General features: G+C 67.3%; 18 protein-coding genes. 8 read left to right on the forward strand and 10 right to left on the reverse strand.

Translation table 11 applies throughout. The features are described 5' to 3' along the window. Positions 1-156: 156 nt before the first annotated feature. Positions 157-282 (reverse strand): hypothetical protein, encoded by a 126-nt coding sequence (locus KKR91_RS17135; RefSeq protein WP_273544676.1) that lies wholly within the window; start codon positions 280-282, stop codon positions 157-159. Here KKR91_RS17135 and rarD point away from each other — a divergent pair. Then, the gene (rarD, locus tag KKR91_RS14165; protein WP_237688225.1) at positions 272-1,162 is read left to right on the forward strand and encodes an EamA family transporter RarD; all 891 of its coding nucleotides are present in this window, start codon (positions 272-274) and stop codon (positions 1,160-1,162) included. The two genes, KKR91_RS17135 and rarD, sit on opposite strands and share 11 nt — an antisense overlap. A gap of 340 nt (positions 1,163-1,502) precedes the next feature. On the opposite strand, the gene KKR91_RS14170 is transcribed toward rarD, so the two are convergent. The 4 genes from KKR91_RS14170 to KKR91_RS14185 all read right to left on the reverse strand — a co-directional run bounded on the left by KKR91_RS14170 (position 1,503) and on the right by KKR91_RS14185 (position 7,263). Then, positions 1,503-3,071 (reverse strand): CAP domain-containing protein, encoded by a 1,569-nt coding sequence (locus KKR91_RS14170; protein ID WP_210227822.1) that lies wholly within the window; start codon positions 3,069-3,071, stop codon positions 1,503-1,505. Between the two features lie 317 nt (positions 3,072-3,388). Beyond that, positions 3,389-4,930 carry an APC family permease gene (locus KKR91_RS14175; RefSeq protein WP_210227821.1) on the reverse strand — a complete coding sequence of 514 codons (1,542 nt, stop codon included), beginning with the start codon at positions 4,928-4,930 and terminating at the stop codon, positions 3,389-3,391. Continuing rightward, entirely contained in the window at positions 4,927-5,823 is an 897-nt protein-coding gene (locus KKR91_RS14180) for a universal stress protein (RefSeq protein WP_210227820.1), read from the reverse strand. Before KKR91_RS14180 ends, KKR91_RS14175 begins: the two co-directional genes overlap by 4 nt. Before the next feature lie 12 nt (positions 5,824-5,835). After that, positions 5,836-7,263 carry a flavin monoamine oxidase family protein gene (locus KKR91_RS14185; RefSeq protein ID WP_210227818.1) on the reverse strand — a complete coding sequence of 476 codons (1,428 nt, stop codon included), beginning with the start codon at positions 7,261-7,263 and terminating at the stop codon, positions 5,836-5,838. Between the two features lie 167 nt (positions 7,264-7,430). Between KKR91_RS14185 and KKR91_RS14190 the strand changes: the two genes are divergently transcribed. Further along, entirely contained in the window at positions 7,431-8,111 is a 681-nt protein-coding gene (locus tag KKR91_RS14190) for a TetR/AcrR family transcriptional regulator (protein WP_210227816.1), read from the forward strand. A 52-nt stretch (positions 8,112-8,163) separates the two neighbouring features. Here the strand turns inward: KKR91_RS14190 and gabT are convergent, their stop codons facing one another. Together gabT and KKR91_RS14200 are read right to left on the reverse strand one after the other, a co-directional pair. Continuing rightward, complete coding sequence (gene gabT / locus KKR91_RS14195; RefSeq protein ID WP_210227814.1) at positions 8,164-9,519, reverse strand: 4-aminobutyrate--2-oxoglutarate transaminase; 1,356 nt, start codon at positions 9,517-9,519, stop codon at positions 8,164-8,166. A 103-nt stretch (positions 9,520-9,622) separates the two neighbouring features. Next, positions 9,623-11,053: a gamma-aminobutyraldehyde dehydrogenase gene (locus KKR91_RS14200; protein ID WP_210227813.1), complete on the reverse strand. Its 1,431-nt coding sequence runs from the start codon at positions 11,051-11,053 to the stop codon at positions 9,623-9,625. A gap of 156 nt (positions 11,054-11,209) precedes the next feature. On the opposite strand from KKR91_RS14200, the gene KKR91_RS14205 reads away from it, so the two are divergent. From KKR91_RS14205 to KKR91_RS14220, 4 genes are all read left to right on the forward strand, one after another. Beyond that, the gene (locus tag KKR91_RS14205) at positions 11,210-12,634 is read left to right on the forward strand and encodes a PucR family transcriptional regulator (RefSeq protein WP_210227812.1); all 1,425 of its coding nucleotides are present in this window, start codon (positions 11,210-11,212) and stop codon (positions 12,632-12,634) included. Between the two features lie 665 nt (positions 12,635-13,299). Continuing rightward, positions 13,300-13,932 (forward strand): putative glycolipid-binding domain-containing protein, encoded by a 633-nt coding sequence (locus tag KKR91_RS14210; RefSeq protein WP_210227811.1) that lies wholly within the window; start codon positions 13,300-13,302, stop codon positions 13,930-13,932. A 58-nt stretch (positions 13,933-13,990) separates the two neighbouring features. Next, positions 13,991-14,416: a hypothetical protein gene (locus KKR91_RS14215; protein ID WP_210227810.1), complete on the forward strand. Its 426-nt coding sequence runs from the start codon at positions 13,991-13,993 to the stop codon at positions 14,414-14,416. 19 nt (positions 14,417-14,435) lie between these two features. Further along, complete coding sequence (locus tag KKR91_RS14220; RefSeq protein WP_210227808.1) at positions 14,436-15,023, forward strand: HIT family protein; 588 nt, start codon at positions 14,436-14,438, stop codon at positions 15,021-15,023. Positions 15,024-15,086: 63 nt separating this feature from the next. Here the strand turns inward: KKR91_RS14220 and KKR91_RS14225 are convergent, their stop codons facing one another. Genes KKR91_RS14225 through KKR91_RS14235 form a run of 3 tightly spaced genes read right to left on the reverse strand, consistent with a single transcriptional unit; the run spans position 15,087 to position 18,199 of the window. After that, complete coding sequence (locus tag KKR91_RS14225) at positions 15,087-16,148, reverse strand: polyprenyl synthetase family protein (RefSeq protein WP_210227807.1); 1,062 nt, start codon at positions 16,146-16,148, stop codon at positions 15,087-15,089. Continuing rightward, positions 16,145-17,491 carry a geranylgeranyl reductase family protein gene (locus KKR91_RS14230; protein ID WP_210227806.1) on the reverse strand — a complete coding sequence of 449 codons (1,347 nt, stop codon included), beginning with the start codon at positions 17,489-17,491 and terminating at the stop codon, positions 16,145-16,147. The genes KKR91_RS14225 and KKR91_RS14230 overlap by 4 nt, the downstream gene beginning before the upstream one ends. Then, entirely contained in the window at positions 17,492-18,199 is a 708-nt protein-coding gene (locus KKR91_RS14235) for a demethylmenaquinone methyltransferase (protein ID WP_210227805.1), read from the reverse strand. 163 nt (positions 18,200-18,362) lie between these two features. On the opposite strand from KKR91_RS14235, the gene KKR91_RS14240 reads away from it, so the two are divergent. Further along, positions 18,363-19,682, forward strand: coding sequence for an isochorismate synthase (locus KKR91_RS14240; RefSeq protein WP_210227804.1), 1,320 nt, complete (start codon positions 18,363-18,365; stop codon positions 19,680-19,682). Positions 19,683-19,851: 169 nt separating this feature from the next. Further along, positions 19,852-20,640, forward strand: a complete 789-nt coding sequence (locus KKR91_RS14245) for a basic amino acid ABC transporter substrate-binding protein (RefSeq protein ID WP_210227803.1) — start codon at positions 19,852-19,854, stop codon at positions 20,638-20,640. Positions 20,641-20,735 lie beyond the last annotated feature (95 nt).

The following is a 20,735-nucleotide window of genomic DNA, read 5'->3' on the forward strand; positions in this document are numbered from 1 at the left end:
TTCCCCGACGGGGCCGTGCTGCCGGCTGCCGCCCCGTCCCCTCGGGCCCGGCGGCGGTCTCCGCTGTTAGCGGACGGTGCCCGCAGCCCTCTTTGGGAATACCCGGCGCGGCCCGTATGTTGTCGCTCACGTGTCTGCATCCGACGGAATAGGCGCTCAGCGCTCCGCACCCCCACTCCCGCCCGCGTCCTCGGCGACGTCGTCACCGGGACGGCCCACGCCGTCGTCGTCCCCGGCTGCACCCGGCCCGGCCTCGAATACGCCCGGCATCTTGTTCGGCATCGGCGCCTACGCCATCTGGGGACTGCTGCCCCTGTACTTCCTGGTCCTGGTGCCCGCCGGACCGGTGGAGATTGTCGCCGCGCGGATCGTCTTCTCGCTTGTCTTTTGCGGTGTGCTGCTGACGGTGATGAAGTCCTGGGAGGCCACGGCCACTGCCGCGCGTGACCGCAGGCTGGTCGGCACCCTGGCCCTTGCCGCGGTCCTGATCGCGGCCAACTGGCTGACCTTTTCCTGGGCCGTGCTGAACGGGCATGCCGTGGAGGCGGCGCTGGGTTACTTCATCAATCCGCTGGTGTCCGTGCTGCTTGGCGTGATCGTGCTGAAGGAGAAGCTGCGGCCGCTGCAGTGGGTGGCCATGGGCGTGGGATTTGTTGCCGTCCTGGTCCTGGGTCTGGCGTACGGAACCGTGCCATGGGTGGCGCTGATCCTGGCGTTTTCCTTCGGTCTCTACGGGCTCGTCAAGAAGGGGGTGGGCGGCAGGGTCGATGCCATTTCCAGCCTCACCATCGAGACGGCGGTCCTGACCCCGGTTGCCGTGGGCGTGCTGGTGTGGCTCGTCCTGACGGGGTCGGCGACGATCCTCTCCAACGGACCCGCGCATTTCTGGCTGCTGGCCTTCTCCGGCATCGCCACCGCCATTCCGCTGATCTTCTTCGGTGCCGCTGCCCGGCGGTTGCCGCTTTCCACGGTGGGCATGCTGCAGTATCTGGCTCCCACGCTGCAGTTTGTCGTGGCCTTGACCATCTTCAACGAGACCATGCCGCCGGAGCGCTGGGCCGGCTTCGGGCTGGTGTGGCTCGCGCTGGTCATCCTGACGATCGACATGATGGGCGGTCCGCGCCGGAACCGGATCCTCCGCGCGGCGGCCGCTGCGGGCTAAGGCGGGGCGTCGGGCCCGGAGCCTGGCGCTGCTGGTCGGGCCTTGTTGCTGGTCGGGCATTTAGGGCCGGTGGTCGGGCCGATGATTGCGGTGATCATGCTCAAAGACCTCAAAGACACCGAGTGTGGGGAAGACGCCGCTTTCCTTCGCCCAGTGTCGGGATGACGCCGTTATCAGCGCCGGGAACTGGCAATATCTCGACAATGGATGCGGGCAACGGGCGTGATCCCAACACTCGGCGCTGGCATGAACAGACCACAACAAAGCCCCGCTCTCCCGGATTGGGAGGGCGGGGCTTCGTTGGTACAGGTCCTCCGGTACAGGAGGGCTTACCGGCTCTCTAGCGGGCCGAGATGGTGCGCTGGCGCTGGACGGCGATCAACGCCACAGCGCCGATCAGGGCCATGAGCGCACCGATGCCGCCGATGGCGATCTGAGCCGGGTTGAGACCGGTAACTGCCAGTTCGGCACCGGATCCTGCCTGCACCGACTGCGCCGCCAGGACGGTAACCGCCGGCTCCACAGTGAAGGACGCCCAGCCGGTCAGCCCGCCGTCGGTAAACAGCGCGACTTTGTGCTCACCGGCAGCAAGCACCGGCGGAACCGAAAGCTTGAGTTCGCCCTTGGCATCCGCGCTCACCGTTCCGAGGTTTACCCCCGCGGACGGAATGACGGCGTCGACGGCGGAACCCGGCTTGGCCCCGGAGATGCGCAACTGGCTGCCGGCAGCTGTGGCCATGACGGTTCCTCGTGCCGCACTGGTGAGCAGCGACTCGTCCCCGAGCACCACCTGATCCAGCGATGAGAGGACGGATACCGGGTTTTGCAGCCCCCGGCTGATCCCTCGTGAAGCAGCAGGCTTGCTGGCTGCAGCCTGGGCAGCGGCTTCGGCTTCCACGGCTTCGGCTTCCGCGGCCTGCGCTGCTGCGGCTTCAACTGCGGCGGTCTCGGCTGCCGCAGCTTCAGCTGCTGCCTGCTCCGCGGCAAGCTGCTCGGCGACAGCAGCATCCGCAGCCACCTTCAATTCGGCCTGCCGTGCTGCTTCGTCTTCGGTTGCCTTGACGGCGGCAGCTTCGTTGGCAGCTTTCAGTGCCGCCTCCTGGGCTGCCTGATCCTTTGCTGCCTTGTCCTGCTCCGTTTCGTTCTGGACCGGCTCGGGGGCGGCAGGTTCCTCGGCTGCGGGGGCGGCAACGTTTGCGGCGTCGGCAGCAGCCTTATCCACAGCGGCCTTCTCGGCCGCAGCCTTGTCCGCAGCGGCCTTCTCGGCCGCAGCCTTGTCCGCAGCAGCCTTCTCGGCCGCAGCCTTGTCAGCGGCAGCCTTGTCAGCGATGGCCTTGTCAGCAGCAGCCTTATCGGCAGCAGCCTTCTGCTCGGCAGCAGCCTTCTCAGCAGCAACACGCTGTGCTTCAAGGGTGGCGGCCTGTGCCGCTGCGTCAGCCGGAGCCTTCGACCAGCCGAACTGCGCCGTGGCGAGGAAGGTGCCGCGGTTCGGTCCCGCGGTCAGCTCGACGGCGCCGATACCGACATCGGTGGCTCCTGTAATGAGCATATTGGCCCGGTGAGGAGCCGAATTAACCCAGGACTGGAACGCCGAGTCGGCACTCATGTTCCAGACGATGTTCTCGTGGAACGCGTAGGAGCCCGGGCTGTGCTGGAACTCGCCGGCGCCGGCGGTGTTGGCGATGTCCGCCGACTGCTGGGTCCAGCTTTGCGAGTCGGCGCTCATCTGGGGATCCAGCCGCAGCGGCGCCAGGCCATGCTGCTGCCGGTAGTCATTGATCAGCACGTACAGCCGGTTGGCGAACTGTTCGTCGGCGGCGCTTGCTGCAGCGGAGGGAACCGCTATCACCGCCGTCATAAGCGTGATGGCCAGGGCAACGAAGACCCCCACCAGTTTTTTTACCCGCATGTTTAATCCTTTTGCCTCGAGACCCAGTGCGCAGACACACCGAAGCCAGACCATGCGCAGCTCCCCCACAGAACCGCGGTGCCCAACGAGAAAGTCACGGGGCAACGAGGAGAACTTACCTCAGGACACGTAAATGAACAACAGCCCCTCTAATAACATCAGTAACATAAATCACAAACGAGACACGCGGGCGCGGCCGCATTTTCCACAACCGCACCCGCCCCCGGACGTCCTCGCGCCCCCTGGGCAGGAACTTCGGGACCCCCGGGAGCCCGCCCTTCGCCTGATCGACAACTACTCAACCAATTTCTCGACGGTTACTCCCCGCCGCCCCCTGCCGCCACCCCGCGGCGCAGGGTTTCACCCCGGAAATAGCCCGGGTTCCTGCGGTACATCAGCAGCATCAAGACGGCCCCGAGCAGGATCACGCCGGTGCCGAGAATGAAGACCAGCCCCACTCCGCCAATCGATGATCCCGAGCCGTAGTCGGGGTCCATCGAGTCCACGGCGGTCTTGAGGAACATGACCAGCAGGATCACGGCCCCCAGCAGCGGTGCCAGGAACTTGAGCGCGAAGTTGCGGGCGGAGCTGAAAGCCTCGGCCCGGAAGAACCAGACGCAGGCCAGGGCGGTGATGCCGTAGTAGAAGCAGATCATCAGGCCCAAGGCGGTGATGGTGTCCCAGAGGGCGTTCTCGGACAGCAGCCGCGTGACGGTATAGAAGCCTGCCGCGGCAATGGCCGAGGCCACGGTGGCGTAGCCCGGCGACTTGTGCACCGGGCTGATGCTGCCAAAGCGCCGGGGCAGCGCCCGGTAGTGGCCCATGGCCAGCAGGGTGCGCGCGGGCGAGACGAAGGTGGACTGCAGCGAGGCGGCCGAGCTGCTGAGGATGGACAGTGACATCAGGATTGCGAACGGCCCCATGACCGGCCCGGCCAGGACGGCGAAGATGCTCTCCTGGTTGTCAGGGTTTCCGGCCCCGAGTTCGCCCTCCCCCACACCGGCATAGGAGAGCACCGCGAGCGCCACCACCATGTAGACGGCAACGATCACGAACACCGTGAGCGTGGCGGCCCGGCCCGGGGTCTTGTCCGGGTTCCTGGTTTCCTCGTTCATGGTCAGGGTGACGTCCCAGCCCCAGTACACAAAGATCGAGAGCGAGACGCCGGCGGCGAAGCTGGAGAAGGACTCCACGGCGAAGGGGTTGAACCATTCCGCGGTGATCGGGGTGGCATCAAAGGCGGTTCCGGCTCCGACATGGATGAAGGCGGCCACGGAGAACCAGCCCAGCACCAGCAGCTGGAAACCGACCAGGACGTACTGGAAGACCTTGGTGGTTTCCAGGCCGCGGTAGGAAATCCAGCAGGCACCGGCGATGAACACGCACGTGGTGAGGATGTTCAGCGGCAGGTTGGTGGTCAGCTCGGCCAGGGCGTCATTGCCGGTGACCTGGGCCAGCATCAGGTAGAAGAAATCCACCGCCACCGCCGCCAGGTTCGAGAGCACAATGATGGTGGCCGCGATCAACCCCCAGCCTCCCATCCAGCCCACCCACGGCCCGAAGGCCCGGGTGGCCCAGGTGAAGGAGGTCCCGGAGTCCGGCATGGCGTTGTTCAGTTCCCGGTAGCCCAGCGCCACCAGGATCATCGGAATGAACCCGACCAGGAAGATCGCTGGCAGCTGTACGCCCACCTCCGAGACGGTGGGGCCCAGCCCGGCGGTGAGCGTATAGGCCGGCGCGATGCAGGAAACACCGATGACGACGGCGCCCAGCAGGCCGACACTGCCGGATTTCAGTCCCTTGCGGGTGATTCCGCCGGACTCCCCTTCCCGGGAGGCCGTCACTTCGTTGGAACTCATTCGGTTACCTCGCTCTGGCTGGGTGCGGTGCCGGTAGTACTGCCGCGGAAGTTCCGGGGCACCACCACCATGGGGACGGGCAGGCTGCGCAGGATCTTGCTGGCGGTGGCGCCCAGGAAGAGCCGGTTGTTCCCGGCGAGCCGGCTGGAGCCGATGAGCATGACTTCGCCGTCGTCGAACTCCAGCTCATCGATGGCGTTTTCGATCGTCCGGCCCTGTACGACGACGGCGGTGACCGGACAGCGTCCGGCCGCCAGCTGCTGGGCGCGGGCCAGGCGGTCGTCCGCGTGCATGCGGGCCTCCGTGACCGCATTCTCATCCCGTGAGGGTGCGTCCAGCGCGACCAGCGACACCAGCCGCAGCGGCAGTCCGCTGCGCGCGGCGGTATCCACGGCCGCTTCCAGCACGTCGTTGGCGCCGCGCCGGTTGCCCACCGCGCAGGTGATCCGCGTCAGCGGGGCGGTGCGGCTGTAGCCGTGCGGAGCCAGGGCCACGGGCACCGGCGCGGCGTGCAGCAGCGCGTTGGCAACGCTGCCGATGGTGAAGCGCTTGAAAATCCCGTTGCTGGCCGCCCCGACCACAATCAGGCCGGCACCCAGCTCTTCGGCTGCATCGATCAGCCCATGCGCATCGGAGTCGGCGTTCCGGATGTGCCCGGCCGCAGGCACGCTGCCGGGCACCAGATCCAGGCCCTCCCGGAGCCAGGTTTCCAGCTGTTCTTCGAGCAGGTCGCGGTAACCGCTTTCGGGCGGATACACAACGGTGTAGGGCGAATGCTCCGGGTCAACCATGACCAGGTCCAGCTCGGCGCCCTGGGTGCGGGCAATGACCGCAGCCAGGTTCACCGCATCCCGGCCCCGTTCAGTGGCGGTGTACCCGACGACGTAGCGCATGGGGATCTCCCTTCAGCCCTGGCCGGGCACGGTGGAAAGGCCTGCGGCGGAAACGCCTGCGGGGCCTGCGGTGGCAACCTCGAGGATGCGGTCCGCGGTGAGCAGTCCGATCCGGACTGCTCCGTCCACATGCTGGTACCCCTCGGCGGCCAGGTCTGAGCAGGACCAGTAGATGGGTCCCACGGGAGCCAGCTGGTCCGGCCCGTAGCGGTGCAGGCCACCGAGGTCGTAGCTGGCGGCATAGGCACCGCGGGTCCATTCCTCGGAGCCCCAGTCGGATTCGTAGTAGACCTCCGGCGTGAGCGCCTCCTCGCCCAGGAAAGCAGCGACCGAGCCGAGAATGGCCTGCTTGCGGTCTTCGGCGGAGAGTTTGAACATGGCGTCCGCCTTTTCATCGGAGACGAAACCGACGAGGGTGCCGCGGGGGTCCTCGTGGTTGGTGTTGTCGTAGACCTCCTGCACCAGTTCCCCGGCGCCGAAGCAGGTGCCGGACAGGCCCTTGTCCCGCCAGAACGGGGTGGCGTAGACGGCATGGACCTTGATCACGAGCCCGAGCGACTGGTGCTGGTGCATCTGGTGCTGGCGGCGCGGCAGCGGCGGGTCGAAGGACACCCGCGAGTACAGGTTCGGCGGCACGGCCATGACAGCAAAGCGGGCACGGACGGTGACGGAGTCCGAAACGGCGGTGACGCCGTCGTGCGCCGTGCCGTCCTCGCCCGGCCAGCGCAGGAAGCGCACCGGGCTGGAGAGCACGACGTCGTCGCCCAGGTCGGCGGCCATCCGCTCGGAGACCTGCTGCATACCGCCCGCCACGCGCCGGTCCAGGATGAAGTCCTCATCCACCAGATGCGAGAAGGAGCCGGCCGACGCCGCCATCAGCACTGCCTGCAGGGTGGAGAATGCATGCGCCGGCTTGGTAAGCATGCCGCCGGCGACAAACAGGCCGATGTTGTTGCAGGCCTCTTCATCGCTGGACTGTTCGTGGAGCCAGTGGGCGAAGGAGATGGTGTCCAGCTCGCGGGCCTGCGGGTGTTTCCAGGGCGCGGCCGGGTCCGTTTCAGCGGCCAGGGTGTCCAGGATGCCGATCAGCCGGAGCATTTCCTTTTCGGTCTGCCCGCCGACCGGGAACATGTCGCCGGTGTAGGTGCGGCGGGTGCCGTCGGCGCCAATGTATACGGACTCTCCGGTGCGGTAGCGCTCGAAGGTCTCCAGGCCGAGCTCCTCGACGAGGGACTCCAGCACGGTCTGGTCCGGGGAAATCCACTGGCCGCCGATTTCCAGCATGGCGCCGTCAATGGTGTCGGTCCAGGTCCGTCCACCCACGCGGTCGCGGGCCTCCAGGACTGCAACACTCAGCCCTGCCGCCTTCAGCCTCCGGGCCGCGCTCAGCCCCGAAGGTCCGGCTCCGATGATCACAACGTCACGTTCCAGCGTCTTCACAGTGTCCTTTCCTTGCGGCCGGGAAGGCCGCCACCAGTCATTAAATGAATGGTGTTCATTTATTAGAAGGAACTGTAGCGTGGGTCACTCCCGCGTGGAAGCGGTCGGCGGAAAATGACGGCGGTGTGACACCATGAAGGCCGGTACCGCGGAAGGAAACTCGGCAGATGAGCAGCGACGAACCGCGCCGCAGGGGCGCCGGACGGCCGGTGAAGCGTGTGCTGTCGCAGGCACGCATTGTGGCCGCGGCCCTGGAAGTCATCCAGGCCGGCGGCTACGGCGCGCTGACCATGTCTGCCCTGGCCCGCCGGCTGGAGGTGGCGCCGTCGGCGCTCTACAACCATGTGGAGTCCAAACAGGAGGTGCTGCGCTGGCTGCAGGACTTCGTGATGTCCTCCGTGGACACCTCGTGTTTCGCTGACCTGCCGTGGGACCAGGCGTTGCGGGCGTGGGCGCGCTCCTACCGCGACGTATTTGCCCGGCACACACCGCTGATTCCCGTGATTGCCGTACTGCAGGTGAGCGGGGCGCCGCGCACCCTGGCCATGTATGAAGCGGTCACGCAGGGCCTGCAGCGGGCGGGCTGGCCGACGCCGCAGATTGTGCCCGCCATCGTGGCGCTGGAGTCCTTCATTTACGGCTCGGCGTACGACGCCGTGGCCCCGCAGGACATTTTCGACACCGGTGCCCTGGCCGCCGACAGCCCGCGCTTCACGGCGGCCGTGGAACTGCAGACCGGGCGTGCGGACGGCCGGGCCGCCGACGCCGCCTTCGAGGCCGGGCTGTCGGCACTGGTCACCGGTTTGGCCGGCGGGGCCGGACTCCCGTTGGAATCCGGCCCCGCCTGAGCCCGCTAACGGGTCTCGCTCAAAAGCCCCGTCAGGGTCGCCCGAAGCTCCGTCAGAGCTGCGCGCGGACGGCCGCTTCCAGCACGTCCAGGGCGTCGGAGAGCAGTTCGTCGCTGATGACCAGCGGCGGCAGCAGCCGCACCACGTTGCCGTAGGTGCCGCAGGTCAGGATGATGACTCCCTCGGCCAGGCAGGCCGCGGCGACGGCCTTGGTGATGTCGGCATCCGGGGTTTTGGTTCCGGGCTTGACGAATTCCAGCGCCAGCATGGCGCCGCGGCCGCGGACCTCGCCGATCACGCCGGTGTCCTCGGCCAGGCGCTGCAGGCGCGGAACGGTGGTTTCCTCGATCCGGCGGGCACGGCCGGACAGGTCCTGGGTTTCCATGGTGGAAATCGCGGCCAGCGCTGCGGCACAGGCCACCGGGTTGCCGCCGTAGGTCCCGCCCAGGCCGCCCGGGTGAACGGCGTCGAGCAGTTCGGCGCGGCCGGTGACGGCGGAGAGCGGCAGGCCGCCGGCAATGCCCTTGGCCATGGTCAGGATGTCCGGAACCACGCCCTCGTGCTGCACGGCGAACCATTCGCCGGTGCGGCAGAAACCGGACTGGACCTCGTCGGCGATGAAGACAATGCCCTTGGCCTTGGCCCACTCGGCCAGCCGCGGCAGGAAGCCCTCGGCCGGGACAATGAAGCCGCCCTCGCCCTGGATCGGTTCGATCAGGATGGCGGCAGTCTGGTCGGCGCCGATCTGCTTTTCGATGGCCAGGATGACGCGCTCGGCCGCTTCGGTGCCGGTGATCTCCGGGTTTTCCTCACGGTAGGGGTAGCTCATCGGCATCCGGTAGATCTCGGAGGCAAACGGGCCGAAGCCGGTCTTGTACGGCATCGCCTTGGCGGTCAGGCCCATGGTGAGGTTGGTGCGGCCGTGGTAGGCGTGGTCAAAGGCGACGACGGCGTCGCGGCCGGTGGCGGAGCGGGCAATCTTGATCGCGTTTTCCACGGCCTCGGCGCCGGAGTTGAAGAGCACGGTGCGCTTTTCGTGGTCGCCGGGGGTGACCTCGTGGAGCTTTTCGGCCAGCGCAATGTAGCCCTCATACGGGGTGACCATGAAGCAGGTGTGGGTGAAGTGCTCCACCTGGTTCTTGACCGCCTCGACGACGGCGGGGTCCGAGGCGCCCACTGACGTCACGGCAATGCCGGCGCCCAGGTCGATGAAGGAGTTGCCGTCGACGTCGAGCACAATGCCGCCGTCGGCGTCTGAGACGTAGACCGGAACCGAGGAGGCCACGCCCTTGGCCACCACGGCCGCCCGGCGGGTGTTCAGCGCAACGGACTTCGGGCCCGGAAATACGCCGTTGATGTTGCGCTTTTGTTCCAGCCGGTAGGACGGCGAAACGGTCTGGGTGCTCATAGGGGTGTGCCTTTCGAACGGTGCTGCGTGTGCTGCGGTGGGGTGTTGGGGCGTGCCGGTGCCGGCGCGGGTGCCGGCGCTGTGCTGGCTGGTGAGTGGTTGCTCAGGCGTCCAGGGCCGTCATGACGTGCTTGATCCGCGTGTAGTCCTCCACGCCGTACATGGAGAGGTCCTTGCCGTAGCCGGAGCTCTTGAAGCCGCCGTGGGGCATCTCGGCCGTGAGCATGATGTGCGTGTTGATCCAGACGGCGCCGAAGTCCAGGTCCCGGGCCAGGCGCATGGCGCGGCCGTGGTTGGAGGTCCAGACGCTGGACGCCAGGGCGTATTCGACGTCGTTGGCCATTTCCACGGCTTCTGCCTCGGTGGTGAAGGTCTGGACCGTGATGACCGGGCCGAAGGTTTCCTTCTGCACCACGTCGTCGTCCTGGCGGGCTCCGGTGATCACAGTGGGCTCGAAGAAGAAGCCCTTGGCGCCGGCCCGCTTGCCGCCGGTTGCAATGGTGCAGTGCTCGGGCAGCGAGTCGATCACGGAGTTGACCGCGTTGAAGTGGTTGATGTTGTTCAGCGGACCGAAGTAGTTGGCTTCGTCGTCCTCGTGGCCGGTTTCCAGTGTCTTGGTGTGGGCCACCAGGGCTGCGACGAAGTCATCCTGCGCGGATTCTTCGACCAGCACGCGGGTGATGGCCGTGCAGTCCTGGCCGGCGTTGAAGAAGGAGAACTCGGCCACGGCTTCGGCGGTTTTCTGCAGATCAGCATCGGCGAAGACCACGGCGGGCGCCTTGCCGCCGAGCTCCAGGTGCGCGCGCTTCAGCGTCTTGGCGGCACCGGAGGCCACGGCGATGCCGGCGCGGACGGAGCCGGTGATCGAGACCAGGCCCGGGGTGGGGTGCTCCACCATCGTGGCGCCGGTTTCGCCGGTGCCCAGGACGATGTTCAGGACGCCGGCCGGGAAGATTTCCCCGGCGAGCCGGGCCAGGACCAGGGTGGATTCGGGCGTGGTGTCGGAGGGCTTGAGCACCACGGTATTGCCGGCGGCCAGCGCGGGGCCGATCTTCCAGATGGCCATCAGCAGCGGGTAGTTCCAGGGGGCAACCTGCGCGACGACGCCGATCGGCTCGCGGCGGATGAAGGAGGTGTGTCCCTCCATGTATTCCCCGGCGGACTTGCCTTCCAGCAGTCGGGCGGCACCGGCGAAGAAGCGGAGCTGGTCGGCACCGACGGCCACTTCTTCCGCTGCGATGACGGAGCGGACCTGCCCGGTGTTGCGGTGCTGGGCTTCGACCAGTTCGTCGGAGTTGGCTTCCAGGGCATCTGCGAGCTTGAGCAGCATCAGCTGCCGCTCGGACGGCGTGCTCCGCTTCCAGGTCTTGAAGGCGGCCGCTGCTGCGTCCATGGCGGCGTCGACGTCGGCCTGCACCGACACCGGCGAGGTGGCCACCACCTCGCCGTTGACCGGGTTGATGATTTCCAGCTGGTCGGTTCCCCGTGCCGGGACAAACTCTCCGTTGATAAAGTTCTGCAGCGTCTGGGCCATGGCTCGCACTGTCCTTTCAGGAGGAGGATGCCCGGACGCGTGCCCGGGGCTGTACTCCAAACTAAGGGCTGAAGCGCACGTCACATAGGGGCGACCGGACAAGACTTAATGTGTCCAACTGTGCAGCCGACCAAAACACGGCCCTATAGTTGCCCCATGCCGATTTACCTTTCCGACCTGCTGGACGCTCCGGCACTGGATCTTCGTCCCTGCGGGACGGCGCCGGTCACCCGGACTCCCCTGCAGTGGGTCGCCGTCACCGAGCTCGAGGATCCGTTTCCGTTCCTCGGCGGCGGCGAGGTGGTGCTGACCACCGGGCTGCGGCAGCGCACCGGCGCCGCCCAGCGCGCCTTCGTGGACAGCGCGCACCGGGCCGGGGCACTCGCCGTCGGCTTCGGTACCGGGCTGAGCCACGCGAAGGTGCCTGCAGCGCTGATCGAGGCGGCCAATGCGCACCACCTTCCGGTGTTCGAGGTCCCCTACGACACCCCGTTCGTGGCGCTGGGCAAGATGGTGGCGGACGCGCTCTCCGCGGACCACGTCACCCAGCTGCGTGAGCTGCTCGCCGCGCACCAGTCCCTGGCCGGGGCACTGCTGGGCGGCAAGGGGCTCTCCGGACTGCTGCAGGAACTGGCCTCGCTGCTGGGCAACCATGTGGCGCTGTACCAGTACGGCTCGCGGGTACTCGCGACCGGGTCCGGGCCCCAGGGCGCCCGGCAGCACCGCGTTCCCATTGCCACCGGCCTCCGCGACCGCTGCACCCTGGCCGTCACCGAGCCCTTCCAGCGCCCGGATATTGTGGCGTACGCGCAGAGCCTGGTGAGCGTTGAACTGAGCAACCAGGCCCGGCGCCGGGCCCGGGACCGCGCGGTGACCGGGCAGCTGCTGACCGATGTGGTGGCGGGACGGCTGGCCGGCAGCGACGCGTCGCTGCGGCTGCAGGCGGCCGGGATTTCCGCGGCCCGCCGGCAGCTGACCTTCCTGGTCGAGGTGGCCTCCGGGCAGGTGCGCTCGCTGCCCACTCTGCCGCTGCCGCCAGCGTTCGACGGCGCCGTCACCGCCGTTGTCGACGGCCGGCTGGCGGTGGTGGTGGCCGACGGCGACGGCGCCGCGCTGGCTCCGGTCCTCAGCACCTACCTCTACGGCACCGGGCTGACCGCGAAGGTCGGCTACGGCGGGTCCTATGCCGAACCCGCCGGTCTGCGCTGGAGCTACTTCGAGGCCAAGGAATCCCTGCAGCGCGGGCAGGCCGTCAACGAGCCCGACCGGCTGAGCCTGACCTCGCTGCTGATGTCCGGCACGGATGTTCCGCTGGCCGATCTGGCCGCCGAGGCACTGGATCCCCTGACCGGATTCGATGAGCTGCACGACGCAAACCTGATGGAGACCCTGGAGCAGTATCTGGGGCTGAACGGGTCGGTGGCCGCCGTGGCCGACGCCCTGGGGCTGCACCGGAACACCGTCCGCTACCGGCTGGGCCAGATCACCGAGCTCACCGGCTACGATCCGGCCGTCACCGCGGACCGGGTGCACCTGTTCCTGGCGCTGCATGTGCGCCGGCTGGGTGTCGGCCGGGCCTGAGGCCTGTCTCGCGTTGGTGCAGGGCTTGGCTGGCGTGCCTGCAATCCTGGCAACCTGGCCCGCCACGTTCTGGCGGCTTGCCCCGAGAGTGCAGCTCTGGCGGTTCCCTCCGCGCGAGGGAGCGCGAGAGTGCAGCTCTGGCGGTTCCCTCCGCGCGAGGGAGCGCGAGAGTGCAGCTCTGGCGGTTCCCTCCGCGCGAGGGAGCGCGAGAGTGCAGCTCTGGCGGTTTCCCCCGGGCGAGGTAGCACGAGAGTGCAGCTCTGGTGGTTTCCCCCGGGCGAGGTAGCACGAGAGTGCACCTCTGGTGGTTTCCCCCGGGCGAGGTAGCCCGAGAGTGCAGCTCTGGCGGCTTTCGTCGCCATTTGGCCGCCAGACCTGCACTCTCGGCGAGCGAGTCCCGGTCGAATGCCGCCATAAGTGCGCTCTCGGGGTCTCCTTGCGCTGGTCGGCGCCGAGTGTCGGGATAACGCCCCTTGCTCCCGCCGAGTGTCGGGATAACGCCGGAATTCGGCGCTGGAAACGGCATAGGCCCGACACTGGATGGATCCAAAGGGCACGACGTCAACACTCGCCGACCGCCCCGTGCCAGCACCGGCACCGGCACACCCACAGCCGCCGGAAACCCGTCGTTGCTCCCTACCGCCCGGTAACCATAATGTGTAGGGATGGACATCAGCGTGCAGCCCGCCCAAACCCTCCGCTGGCAGGGTGTGGACGATCCGGCGCGCCACGACACCGCAGTGGTGTCTTTCCGGCCCCGTGAGCTGGCCGCATCGGGCACTTCGGTCACCGGGGACTACACCGCCACCTGGTCGCTGTCCACGTCAACCGGCTGGGTGACCCGCCGGTTCAGCATCCGGGTTGAAGCGCCCGCCTGGTCCCGCTCCCTGGTGCTCAGCCGCTCCTGTGAGGGCCAGTGGACCGCCGAAACGCAGACCACCGGCGACCCCGGGCTGCCCGACCCAGGCATCACCGACCACCGGGCGCTGGAAAACGCACAGGACGTTGACCTGGGGCTGTGCCCGCTGACCAACACCATGCCGATCATGCGCCTGGACCTGCTCAACAATGCCGCCCCGGACGATGACACCGCCCTCACCATGGCCTGGGTCGAGATGCCCAGCCTGCGGGTGTTGCCCAGCACCCAGGTCTACTCCCAGGTTTCCGCGTACGACGACGACCGCGGCAGTGCCGTCGTGCTCTTCAGTTCCGCGAGCCACGGGTTCACCACCGAGCTGGCCGTGGATGCCCACGGCGCCGTGATCGACTATCCCGGGCTGGCCGTCCGCGTGCGCTGAACGCCCTCCCCACCGGGCTACGATTGAAGTACACCACCCGCAATTTTGGAGACCCCCATTGAGTCAAATGTTCCTGGACAAATTCAAAGCCCTGGTCCCCAAGTACCTTGAGGATGACTGGCGCGAAGAGGAAGACGGCATCCCGGCCGACATCCTGAACCAGATGCTGGACGCCCACGATTTCAGCATTCCCCTGGTGCTGCGGGAGTTCTACCTGGCGCTGGGCAACTGCGAAGACCTCATGGAGGCCTTCCACTTCTTCTGGGATCCGGACGAGCTGGAGATCGAAGACGGCTACCTGCTCTTCCTCGAAGACGAGGACGAGAAGTTTGCCTGGGGCTTCCGCGTGGACCAGCTGGAGGTCCCGGACCCCATCGTCTGGCGGCGGAACAATTCCCGCGGCGACTGGCAGAGCGAAGAGGGCACCTTCAGCGAGTACGTTTTCGACATGTTCGAGTGGGTCTTCGAGGAAGATCCGAACTAAGCAGCGGAAGGAATCCTGGATGCAGCAGCCCGGCACGGTCGGTGGCGCCCTCAACGGCGAAGCACCAAGCAGTGACGCCCTGAACGGCGAAGCAGCGAACGGTGAACCCCTGAGCGAGGCCCCCTGGCGCAGCCACGCACCGGAAAACTACCAGTGCCCGTTCTGCGACATGGCCTCCGGGGAGTTCACAGCCCCTGGCAACCTCTGCGAGCCCGGTGACCTGGTCTATGCCGATGACCTGGTGCTGGCCTTCATCGCCTCGCACGGCTTCGACCCGGAGCCCGGTCATGTCCTGGTGACTCCGCGCGAGCACTTTGAGCTGCTGTATGAGCTGCCCGACGACGTCGCCGCCCGGCTCATGATCGTTACCCGAGATATTGCGGTGGCCATCAAGAGGGCCTGGCGGCCCGACGGCGTCACCACCCGGCAGCACAACGAGCCGGCCGGCAGCCAGCATGTGTGGCACTACCACCAGCATGTGCTGCCGCGGTGGACCGATGACGGGCTCTACTTCACGCCCAAGCGCCCCATCGTGGACCCCGCCATCCGCGCCCGGAAGGCCGCGGAACTACGCGCTGTCCTGACGGTCTCGCCGTCCCGGCCCTAGCCAGGTCCTGACGGTCTCGCCGTCCCGGCCAGGTCCCGGGCTACCGGAACCAGATATCCGGCCCTAGACGTCCCGCTCCACCACGGCCCGGGCAAAGCCGGCCAGCGCCTGCTTCACCACGGAATCCGGAAGCGGCTCCAGAGCGGCCACGGCGTCGTCGGACCACTGCCGTGCCACGGCCCAGGCCTGCGCCGTGGCCGGGTTTTCCCGCAGCGCCTCGACGGCGGCGGCCAGCGCGGCATCCGAGCTCAGGTCTCCGTCCACCAGCTCCAGCACGGCGGCGGCTTCGGCGTCGCCCGCGGCGGCGTTGTCGCGCAGCAGCAGCACCGGCAGGGTGGGGATGCCTTCGCGCAGGTCGGTGCCCGGGGTCTTGCCGGACTTGGCCTTGCGGCCGGTGACGTCAATGACGTCGTCGGCCAGCTGGAAGGCGGTGCCCACCTTCTCGCCGTATTCGACCATGATGTCCACGGCCTCGCGGTCCGCCCCGGCAAACAGCGCACCCAGCTGCCCGGAGGCCGCGATCAGCGACGCGGTCTTGCCGGAGATGACGGCGAGGTAGTGCTCCAGCGGCCCCTGGCCGTCGTGCGGGCCCACGGTTTCATGCAGCTGGCCCAGGCAGAGCCGCTCGAAGGTGCGCGCCTGGATGCCCAGCGCTTCGCCGCCCAGTTCGGAAACCAGCGACGAGGCGCGGGCGAAAATCAGGTCGCCGGTAAGCACTGCCACCGAGTTGCCCCACACCTCATGCGCCGTGGGGGCACCGCGGCGCAGCGGCGCGGAGTCCATAACGTCGTCATGGTAGAGCGTGGCCAGGTGGGTCAGTTCGACGACGACCGCGGCCTGGATTACCTTGGCGTTGTCCGGATCCGGGCCCAGGTGCGAGGCGAGCAAGGCCAGCAGCGGCCGGATGCGCTTGCCGCCGGCCTGCGCGAGATGGCGCGAGGTGGCGTTAGCGAACGGGTCGGAGTTGGCGATGGCTTCCAGCAGCTGGGTTTCCACCTTTTCCAGGGACGCAGCGATCGACGGACCCAGCTGCGGGTCTTCGGCGATCAGTGCGAATCCGGCCGGCAGTGCGCGCACGGCGTCGTCAACGGCAGTGTCCGGGCTGGTGTTCGAGGATTCAGTCACGGTTTTAGACTAACTTTTCGTCGGAGCGGAGTGGACTGCGGGCCGGGGCCTGCATCTTGGTTCGAGGCGGCCGGGACCAGGGCTTCCAGCACGGAAATAACTCTATCCTCCAAACCCTTGGTGCTGCGGTCCGTGAGGTTGGCCAGCATCCGCACCACAAAGCGCATCAGCACGGGAACCGGCATTCCGGTGCGCAGCGCCAGCTTCATGATGGCGGGTTTGCCGATCATTGAGGCAAAAATGCGGCCCAGGGTGAAGTGGCTGCCCCATTCTGCGCGGATGTGGTCCGCGTAGCCGGACAGTCTGTGGTCGTAGGCGGCGGAGGATGAGAAAAGTCCCGGGGTGCGGGCCTCGCTCTCGGCGGCCACGATGAAGTCTGCCGCGAACCGGGCGGATTCCATCGCGTAGGAGATGCCCTCGCCGTTGAACGGGGACACCATGCCGCCGGCGTCGCCGAGCAGCAGCAGCCCCGGTGAGTAGTGCGGGGTGCGGTTGAAGCCCATGGGCAGCGCCGCCCCGCGGATCTCCCCCACCTGGTTCTCCGGAGTGAATCCCCACTCGGCGGGCATTCCTTCGGTCCAGTCGCGCAGCACCTTGCGGTAGTCCAGCTTGCCGAATTCCTTCGAGGAGTTCAGGATGCCCAGGCCCACGTTGGAGGTGCCGTCCCCCACGCCGAAGACCCAGCCGTAGCCGGGCAGCGGATTGCCGGCGGCGTCGGGAAGTTCCAGCCAGCCTTCCATCCAGTCGTCGTTGGTGCGCGGGCTCTGGAAGTAGGTGCGCACGGCCACGCCCAGCGGCCGGTCGTCGCGTTTTTCCAGGCCCAGGCTCAGCGCGGTGCGGCTGGAGTTGCCGTCGGCGGCCAGGACGACGTCGGCGAAGAACTCGCGGGTTTCCCCGGTCCGCCGGCCGTCGTCGTCGAGCACGTTGGCCACCACCCCGGTGACCCGGCCGGCGTCGTCGCGCAGCGCAGCGGTGACCGAGTGGCGCTCCAGGATGCGGGCGCCCGCGGCCTGCGCATGGCGGGCCAAGGCTTCGTCAAAGCCCAGCCGGGTGCGGATCAGCCCGTAGGCGGGGAAATCCGAGAGCACCGGCCAGGGCAGTTCGACCGTGCGGCCGGCGGCGATCAGGCGCAGCCCCTTGTTCCGGCGCCAGCCCTCGGCCTCGTCATGGGGCAGGCCCAAAAGCTGGATCTCGCGCACGGCCCGGGGCGTCAGCCCGTCGCCACAGACCTTTTCCCGCGGGAAGGAGGTCTTTTCCAGGACGGTGACGTCCACGCCCGCCCGGGCAAGGTAGTAGGCCGCGGTGGAACCGGCGGGGCCGGCTCCGACAATGAGGACGCCCACTTAGATGGCTGTCCTCCCCGGCTTCACAGCGCGGTGGACAGCCACGATGCCGCCGGTGAGGTTGCGGTAGGCCACGTTGTCCCAGCCCGTTTCCGTGATCCAGGCAGCCAGTTCGTCCTGGTTCGGCCAGGCACGGATGGACTCGGCCAGGTAGACGTAGGCGTCCGGGTTGGACGCGACCTTGCGGGCGATGGGCGGAAGGGCGCGCATCAGGTATTCGGTGTACATGGTCCGCCACACCGGCACGGTGGGCGAGGAGAACTCGGCGATGACCAGGCGGCCGCCGGGCTTGGTGACGCGCAGCATCTCGGAGAGCGCCTTTTTGGGCTCGTTCACGTTGCGCAGGCCAAAGGAGATGGTGGAGGCGTCGAAGGAGTTGTCCTCGAACGGCAGGTTGGTGGCGTCGCCGGCGACAAAGTCGATGTCCGGGCGGCGGCGCTTGCCCACCTTGAGCATGCCGAGGGAGAAGTCGCAGGCCACCACGTTGATGCCGGCGTCGGCGTAGGGCTCGCTGGAGGTGCCGGTTCCGGCGGCGAGATCCAGGACCCGCTGGCCGGGGACGGCGCCGACGGCGTCCACCACGATGCGGCGCCAACGGCGTGTCTGCCCCAGGGACAGCACGTCGTTTACGACGTCGTAATTCGGTGCCACGTCATCAAACATGGCGGCGACTTCATCCGGGCGTTTATCCAACGATGCGCGATTCACTCGATCATTGTCTCAAAGAATGTGCACGGGACCGAACGCAGCGCGGCAGTGTCGTGCGCCCCATTCGGCAGGCACGGGAACGACGACGGCGGCGGGCTGGCGGGGCGGCGCCGGGGACGGTAACACACGGCACATCCTTAGCGGGGAGTAGGCTGGAGACACTATGACCACCCTGCGTTCCCTGACCGTGCCCATTGGTGAGCTCTCTGCCACAATCGGGCTGCTGGAGTATCTGGTCCTCAATGACCAGCTGGCCTGGATCCGCAGCGGTGAAGGACTGGTGGGGTTCGGCGAAACCGCCCGCTTCACCGCCAGCGGCCCCGAGCGCTTTGCCGACGCCCAGCAGTGGTGGCTGAAACTGTCCGGCGACGCCGAGGTACAGAATCCGTTGACGGTTCCCGGCAGCGGGCTGGCCGCCTTCGGCTCGTTCGGGTTCTCCAAGCGCTCCCCCTTTGAATCCCGGCTCATCGTTCCGGAGATCATTGTCGGGTCCCGTGACGGGATTGCCTGGATCACGCAGACCACGGCAGACCCCGACGCCGAGCTGTCCCTGGCTTCCGCCCAGACGGCCCTGGCCCATTACCTGGACGTGATTCCGGTCGCCCGGGAAGCGGATCCGGCCGACCGCATCCTTCCGGGCATCCTCAGCGAGGCCGAGTGGAAGAACGCCGTTGCCCGCTCCGTGGCGCACATCAAGGCCGGAGAGCTGAGCAAAATCGTCCTGGCCCGCGACATCGTGGCCTCGCTCGGATCGCCGGTCTCCGCCGCGCAGGTGCTGCGCGAACTGGCGCTGCGCTACCGCAGCTGCTGGACCTACTCCGTGGACGGACTGGTCGGCTCCACACCGGAAATGCTGATCAAGGTGGAAAACGGCGTCGCCCGTGCCCGCGTCCTGGCCGGCACCCTGGACCGCGCCACCGCACCGGCCGATGATCCGGACTACCCCCAGCGCGTGCTCGCCGGCTCCGACAAGCAGCGGCATGAGCACCAGATCGCCATCGATTCCCTGACCCGCCACCTGGAACCCTTCACCTCCTCGATGACCTCGCACAGCGAACCCTTTGTCCTGGAGCTGCCCAACGTCTGGCATCTGGCCTCCGATGTTTCCGCCGAGCTGGCGCCGGGTCACGACGGCGGGATTCCCACCTCGCTGGCGCTGGTGGAGGCACTGCATCCCACCGCGGCAGTGTGCGGTTTCCCCACGAGCGTTGCCGGGGAACTGATCAGTGAACTTGAGCACATGGACCGCGGACCGTACGCGGGTCCGGTGGGCTGGATGGACGCCGCCGGAAACGGGGAATGGGGCATCGCACTGCGCGGGGCCGTCATTGAAGATCCGCACACCGTGCGCCTGTTTGCAGGCTGCGGCATCGTCGCCGGCTCCAATCCCGCCTCCGAGCTGGCCGAAAGCTGGAGCAAGCTCCGGCCGATGCTGGAGGCACTGGACCTGGACCGCGCCGTCGGCGCCGTGCAGGGCTCCTAAACTCTTAAACTGGAACCTGCGGCAGCACCCGCCGTCTGCCGCCGCCCGTGTCAGCGCGCCCTCCAAAAGTGCGTATAATTGAGTGAGCCTGCATAATTATGCATGCTTGACGCGTTCCGGCCCCCTGGAACCCATCCCCTCATTTTCCCGATCCGAGGTAGACATTCCCATGCTGCACAAAGCACGTACCGCCCTGGCGGCTATCCTGGCGCTCGGCGCCCTGACCACAACCGCATGCAGCGGTGGCGGTACAGCGCAGACGGCATCAGGGATTCCCCTGGTAAACGAAGGTTCCCTCACGGTCTGCTCCAACGTTCCGTTTGAGCCCTTTGAATACGTGGGCGACGACGGCGAATACACCGGCTTTGACATGGACCTCTCCCGGGAGATTGCCGCCGGGATGGGCCTGGAGCTGGAAGTGCAGAACGCCAGCTTCGACGGCCTGCAGAGCGGCACCGTCCTCGCCGCCAACCAGTGCGACATGATCGCCGCAGCTGTCACCATCACTCCGGAGCGCGAGAAGAACATGGCGTTCTCCGATCCGTACTATGACTCGCTGCAGTCGCTGCTGGTTCCGGCCGATTCCGCGGCCAAATCCCTGGAGGACATGGCCGGCAAGAAGATCGGCATCCAGCAGGGCACCACGGGTGAAACGTATGCCCGCGACAATGCGCCCGCCGACGCCGAGGTCATCGCCTACCAGACCGACGCAGAACTCTTCCAGGCACTGCAGGCAGGCAACATCGACGCCGTCCTGCAGGACCTGCCGGTCAACCTGGCACACACCGATGGCGACGCCTTCACCATTGCGGCCAAGTACGCCACAGGCGAGTCCTATGGACTGGCCATGCGGAAGGCCGGCAGCGAGGACCTGGTCAAGGAGGTTAACAGCCAGCTGTCGACCATGCGGGAAAATGGAAAGTACACCGAGATTTACGACAAGTACTTCGCCGAATAAGGTCCTGCCGCCGGGCACGGAGCCGTATCTGCGCGATTCCCGATACCTCTACGAAATATGAGGTGCGTAGAATCTAGATTGCTCTCCATTGTTTA

Origin of the sequence: Arthrobacter jiangjiafuii, from assembly GCF_018622995.1 — a bacterium.
Lineage (GTDB): Bacteria > Actinomycetota > Actinomycetes > Actinomycetales > Micrococcaceae > Arthrobacter_B > Arthrobacter_B jiangjiafuii.

What these genes read in the sequence shown, in the direction of transcription:
- KKR91_RS17135 (WP_273544676.1), bottom strand. Translation starts at nt 282, where the DNA reads ATGCCGAACAAGATGCCGGGCGTATTCGAGGCCGGGCCGGGTGCAGCC.
- KKR91_RS14170 (WP_210227822.1), bottom strand. Translation starts at nt 3,071, where the DNA reads ATGCGGGTAAAAAAACTGGTGGGGGTCTTCGTTGCCCTGGCCATCACG.
- KKR91_RS14175 (WP_210227821.1), bottom strand. Translation starts at nt 4,930, where the DNA reads ATGAGTTCCAACGAAGTGACGGCCTCCCGGGAAGGGGAGTCCGGCGGA.
- KKR91_RS14180 (WP_210227820.1), bottom strand. Translation starts at nt 5,823, where the DNA reads ATGCGCTACGTCGTCGGGTACACCGCCACTGAACGGGGCCGGGATGCG.
- KKR91_RS14190 (WP_210227816.1), top strand. Translation starts at nt 7,431, where the DNA reads ATGAGCAGCGACGAACCGCGCCGCAGGGGCGCCGGACGGCCGGTGAAG.
- gabT (WP_210227814.1), bottom strand. Translation starts at nt 9,519, where the DNA reads ATGAGCACCCAGACCGTTTCGCCGTCCTACCGGCTGGAACAAAAGCGC.
- KKR91_RS14200 (WP_210227813.1), bottom strand. Translation starts at nt 11,053, where the DNA reads ATGGCCCAGACGCTGCAGAACTTTATCAACGGAGAGTTTGTCCCGGCA.
- KKR91_RS14205 (WP_210227812.1), top strand. Translation starts at nt 11,210, where the DNA reads ATGCCGATTTACCTTTCCGACCTGCTGGACGCTCCGGCACTGGATCTT.
- KKR91_RS14210 (WP_210227811.1), top strand. Translation starts at nt 13,300, where the DNA reads ATGGACATCAGCGTGCAGCCCGCCCAAACCCTCCGCTGGCAGGGTGTG.
- KKR91_RS14220 (WP_210227808.1), top strand. Translation starts at nt 14,436, where the DNA reads ATGCAGCAGCCCGGCACGGTCGGTGGCGCCCTCAACGGCGAAGCACCA.
- KKR91_RS14240 (WP_210227804.1), top strand. Translation starts at nt 18,363, where the DNA reads ATGACCACCCTGCGTTCCCTGACCGTGCCCATTGGTGAGCTCTCTGCC.
- KKR91_RS14245 (WP_210227803.1), top strand. Translation starts at nt 19,852, where the DNA reads ATGCTGCACAAAGCACGTACCGCCCTGGCGGCTATCCTGGCGCTCGGC.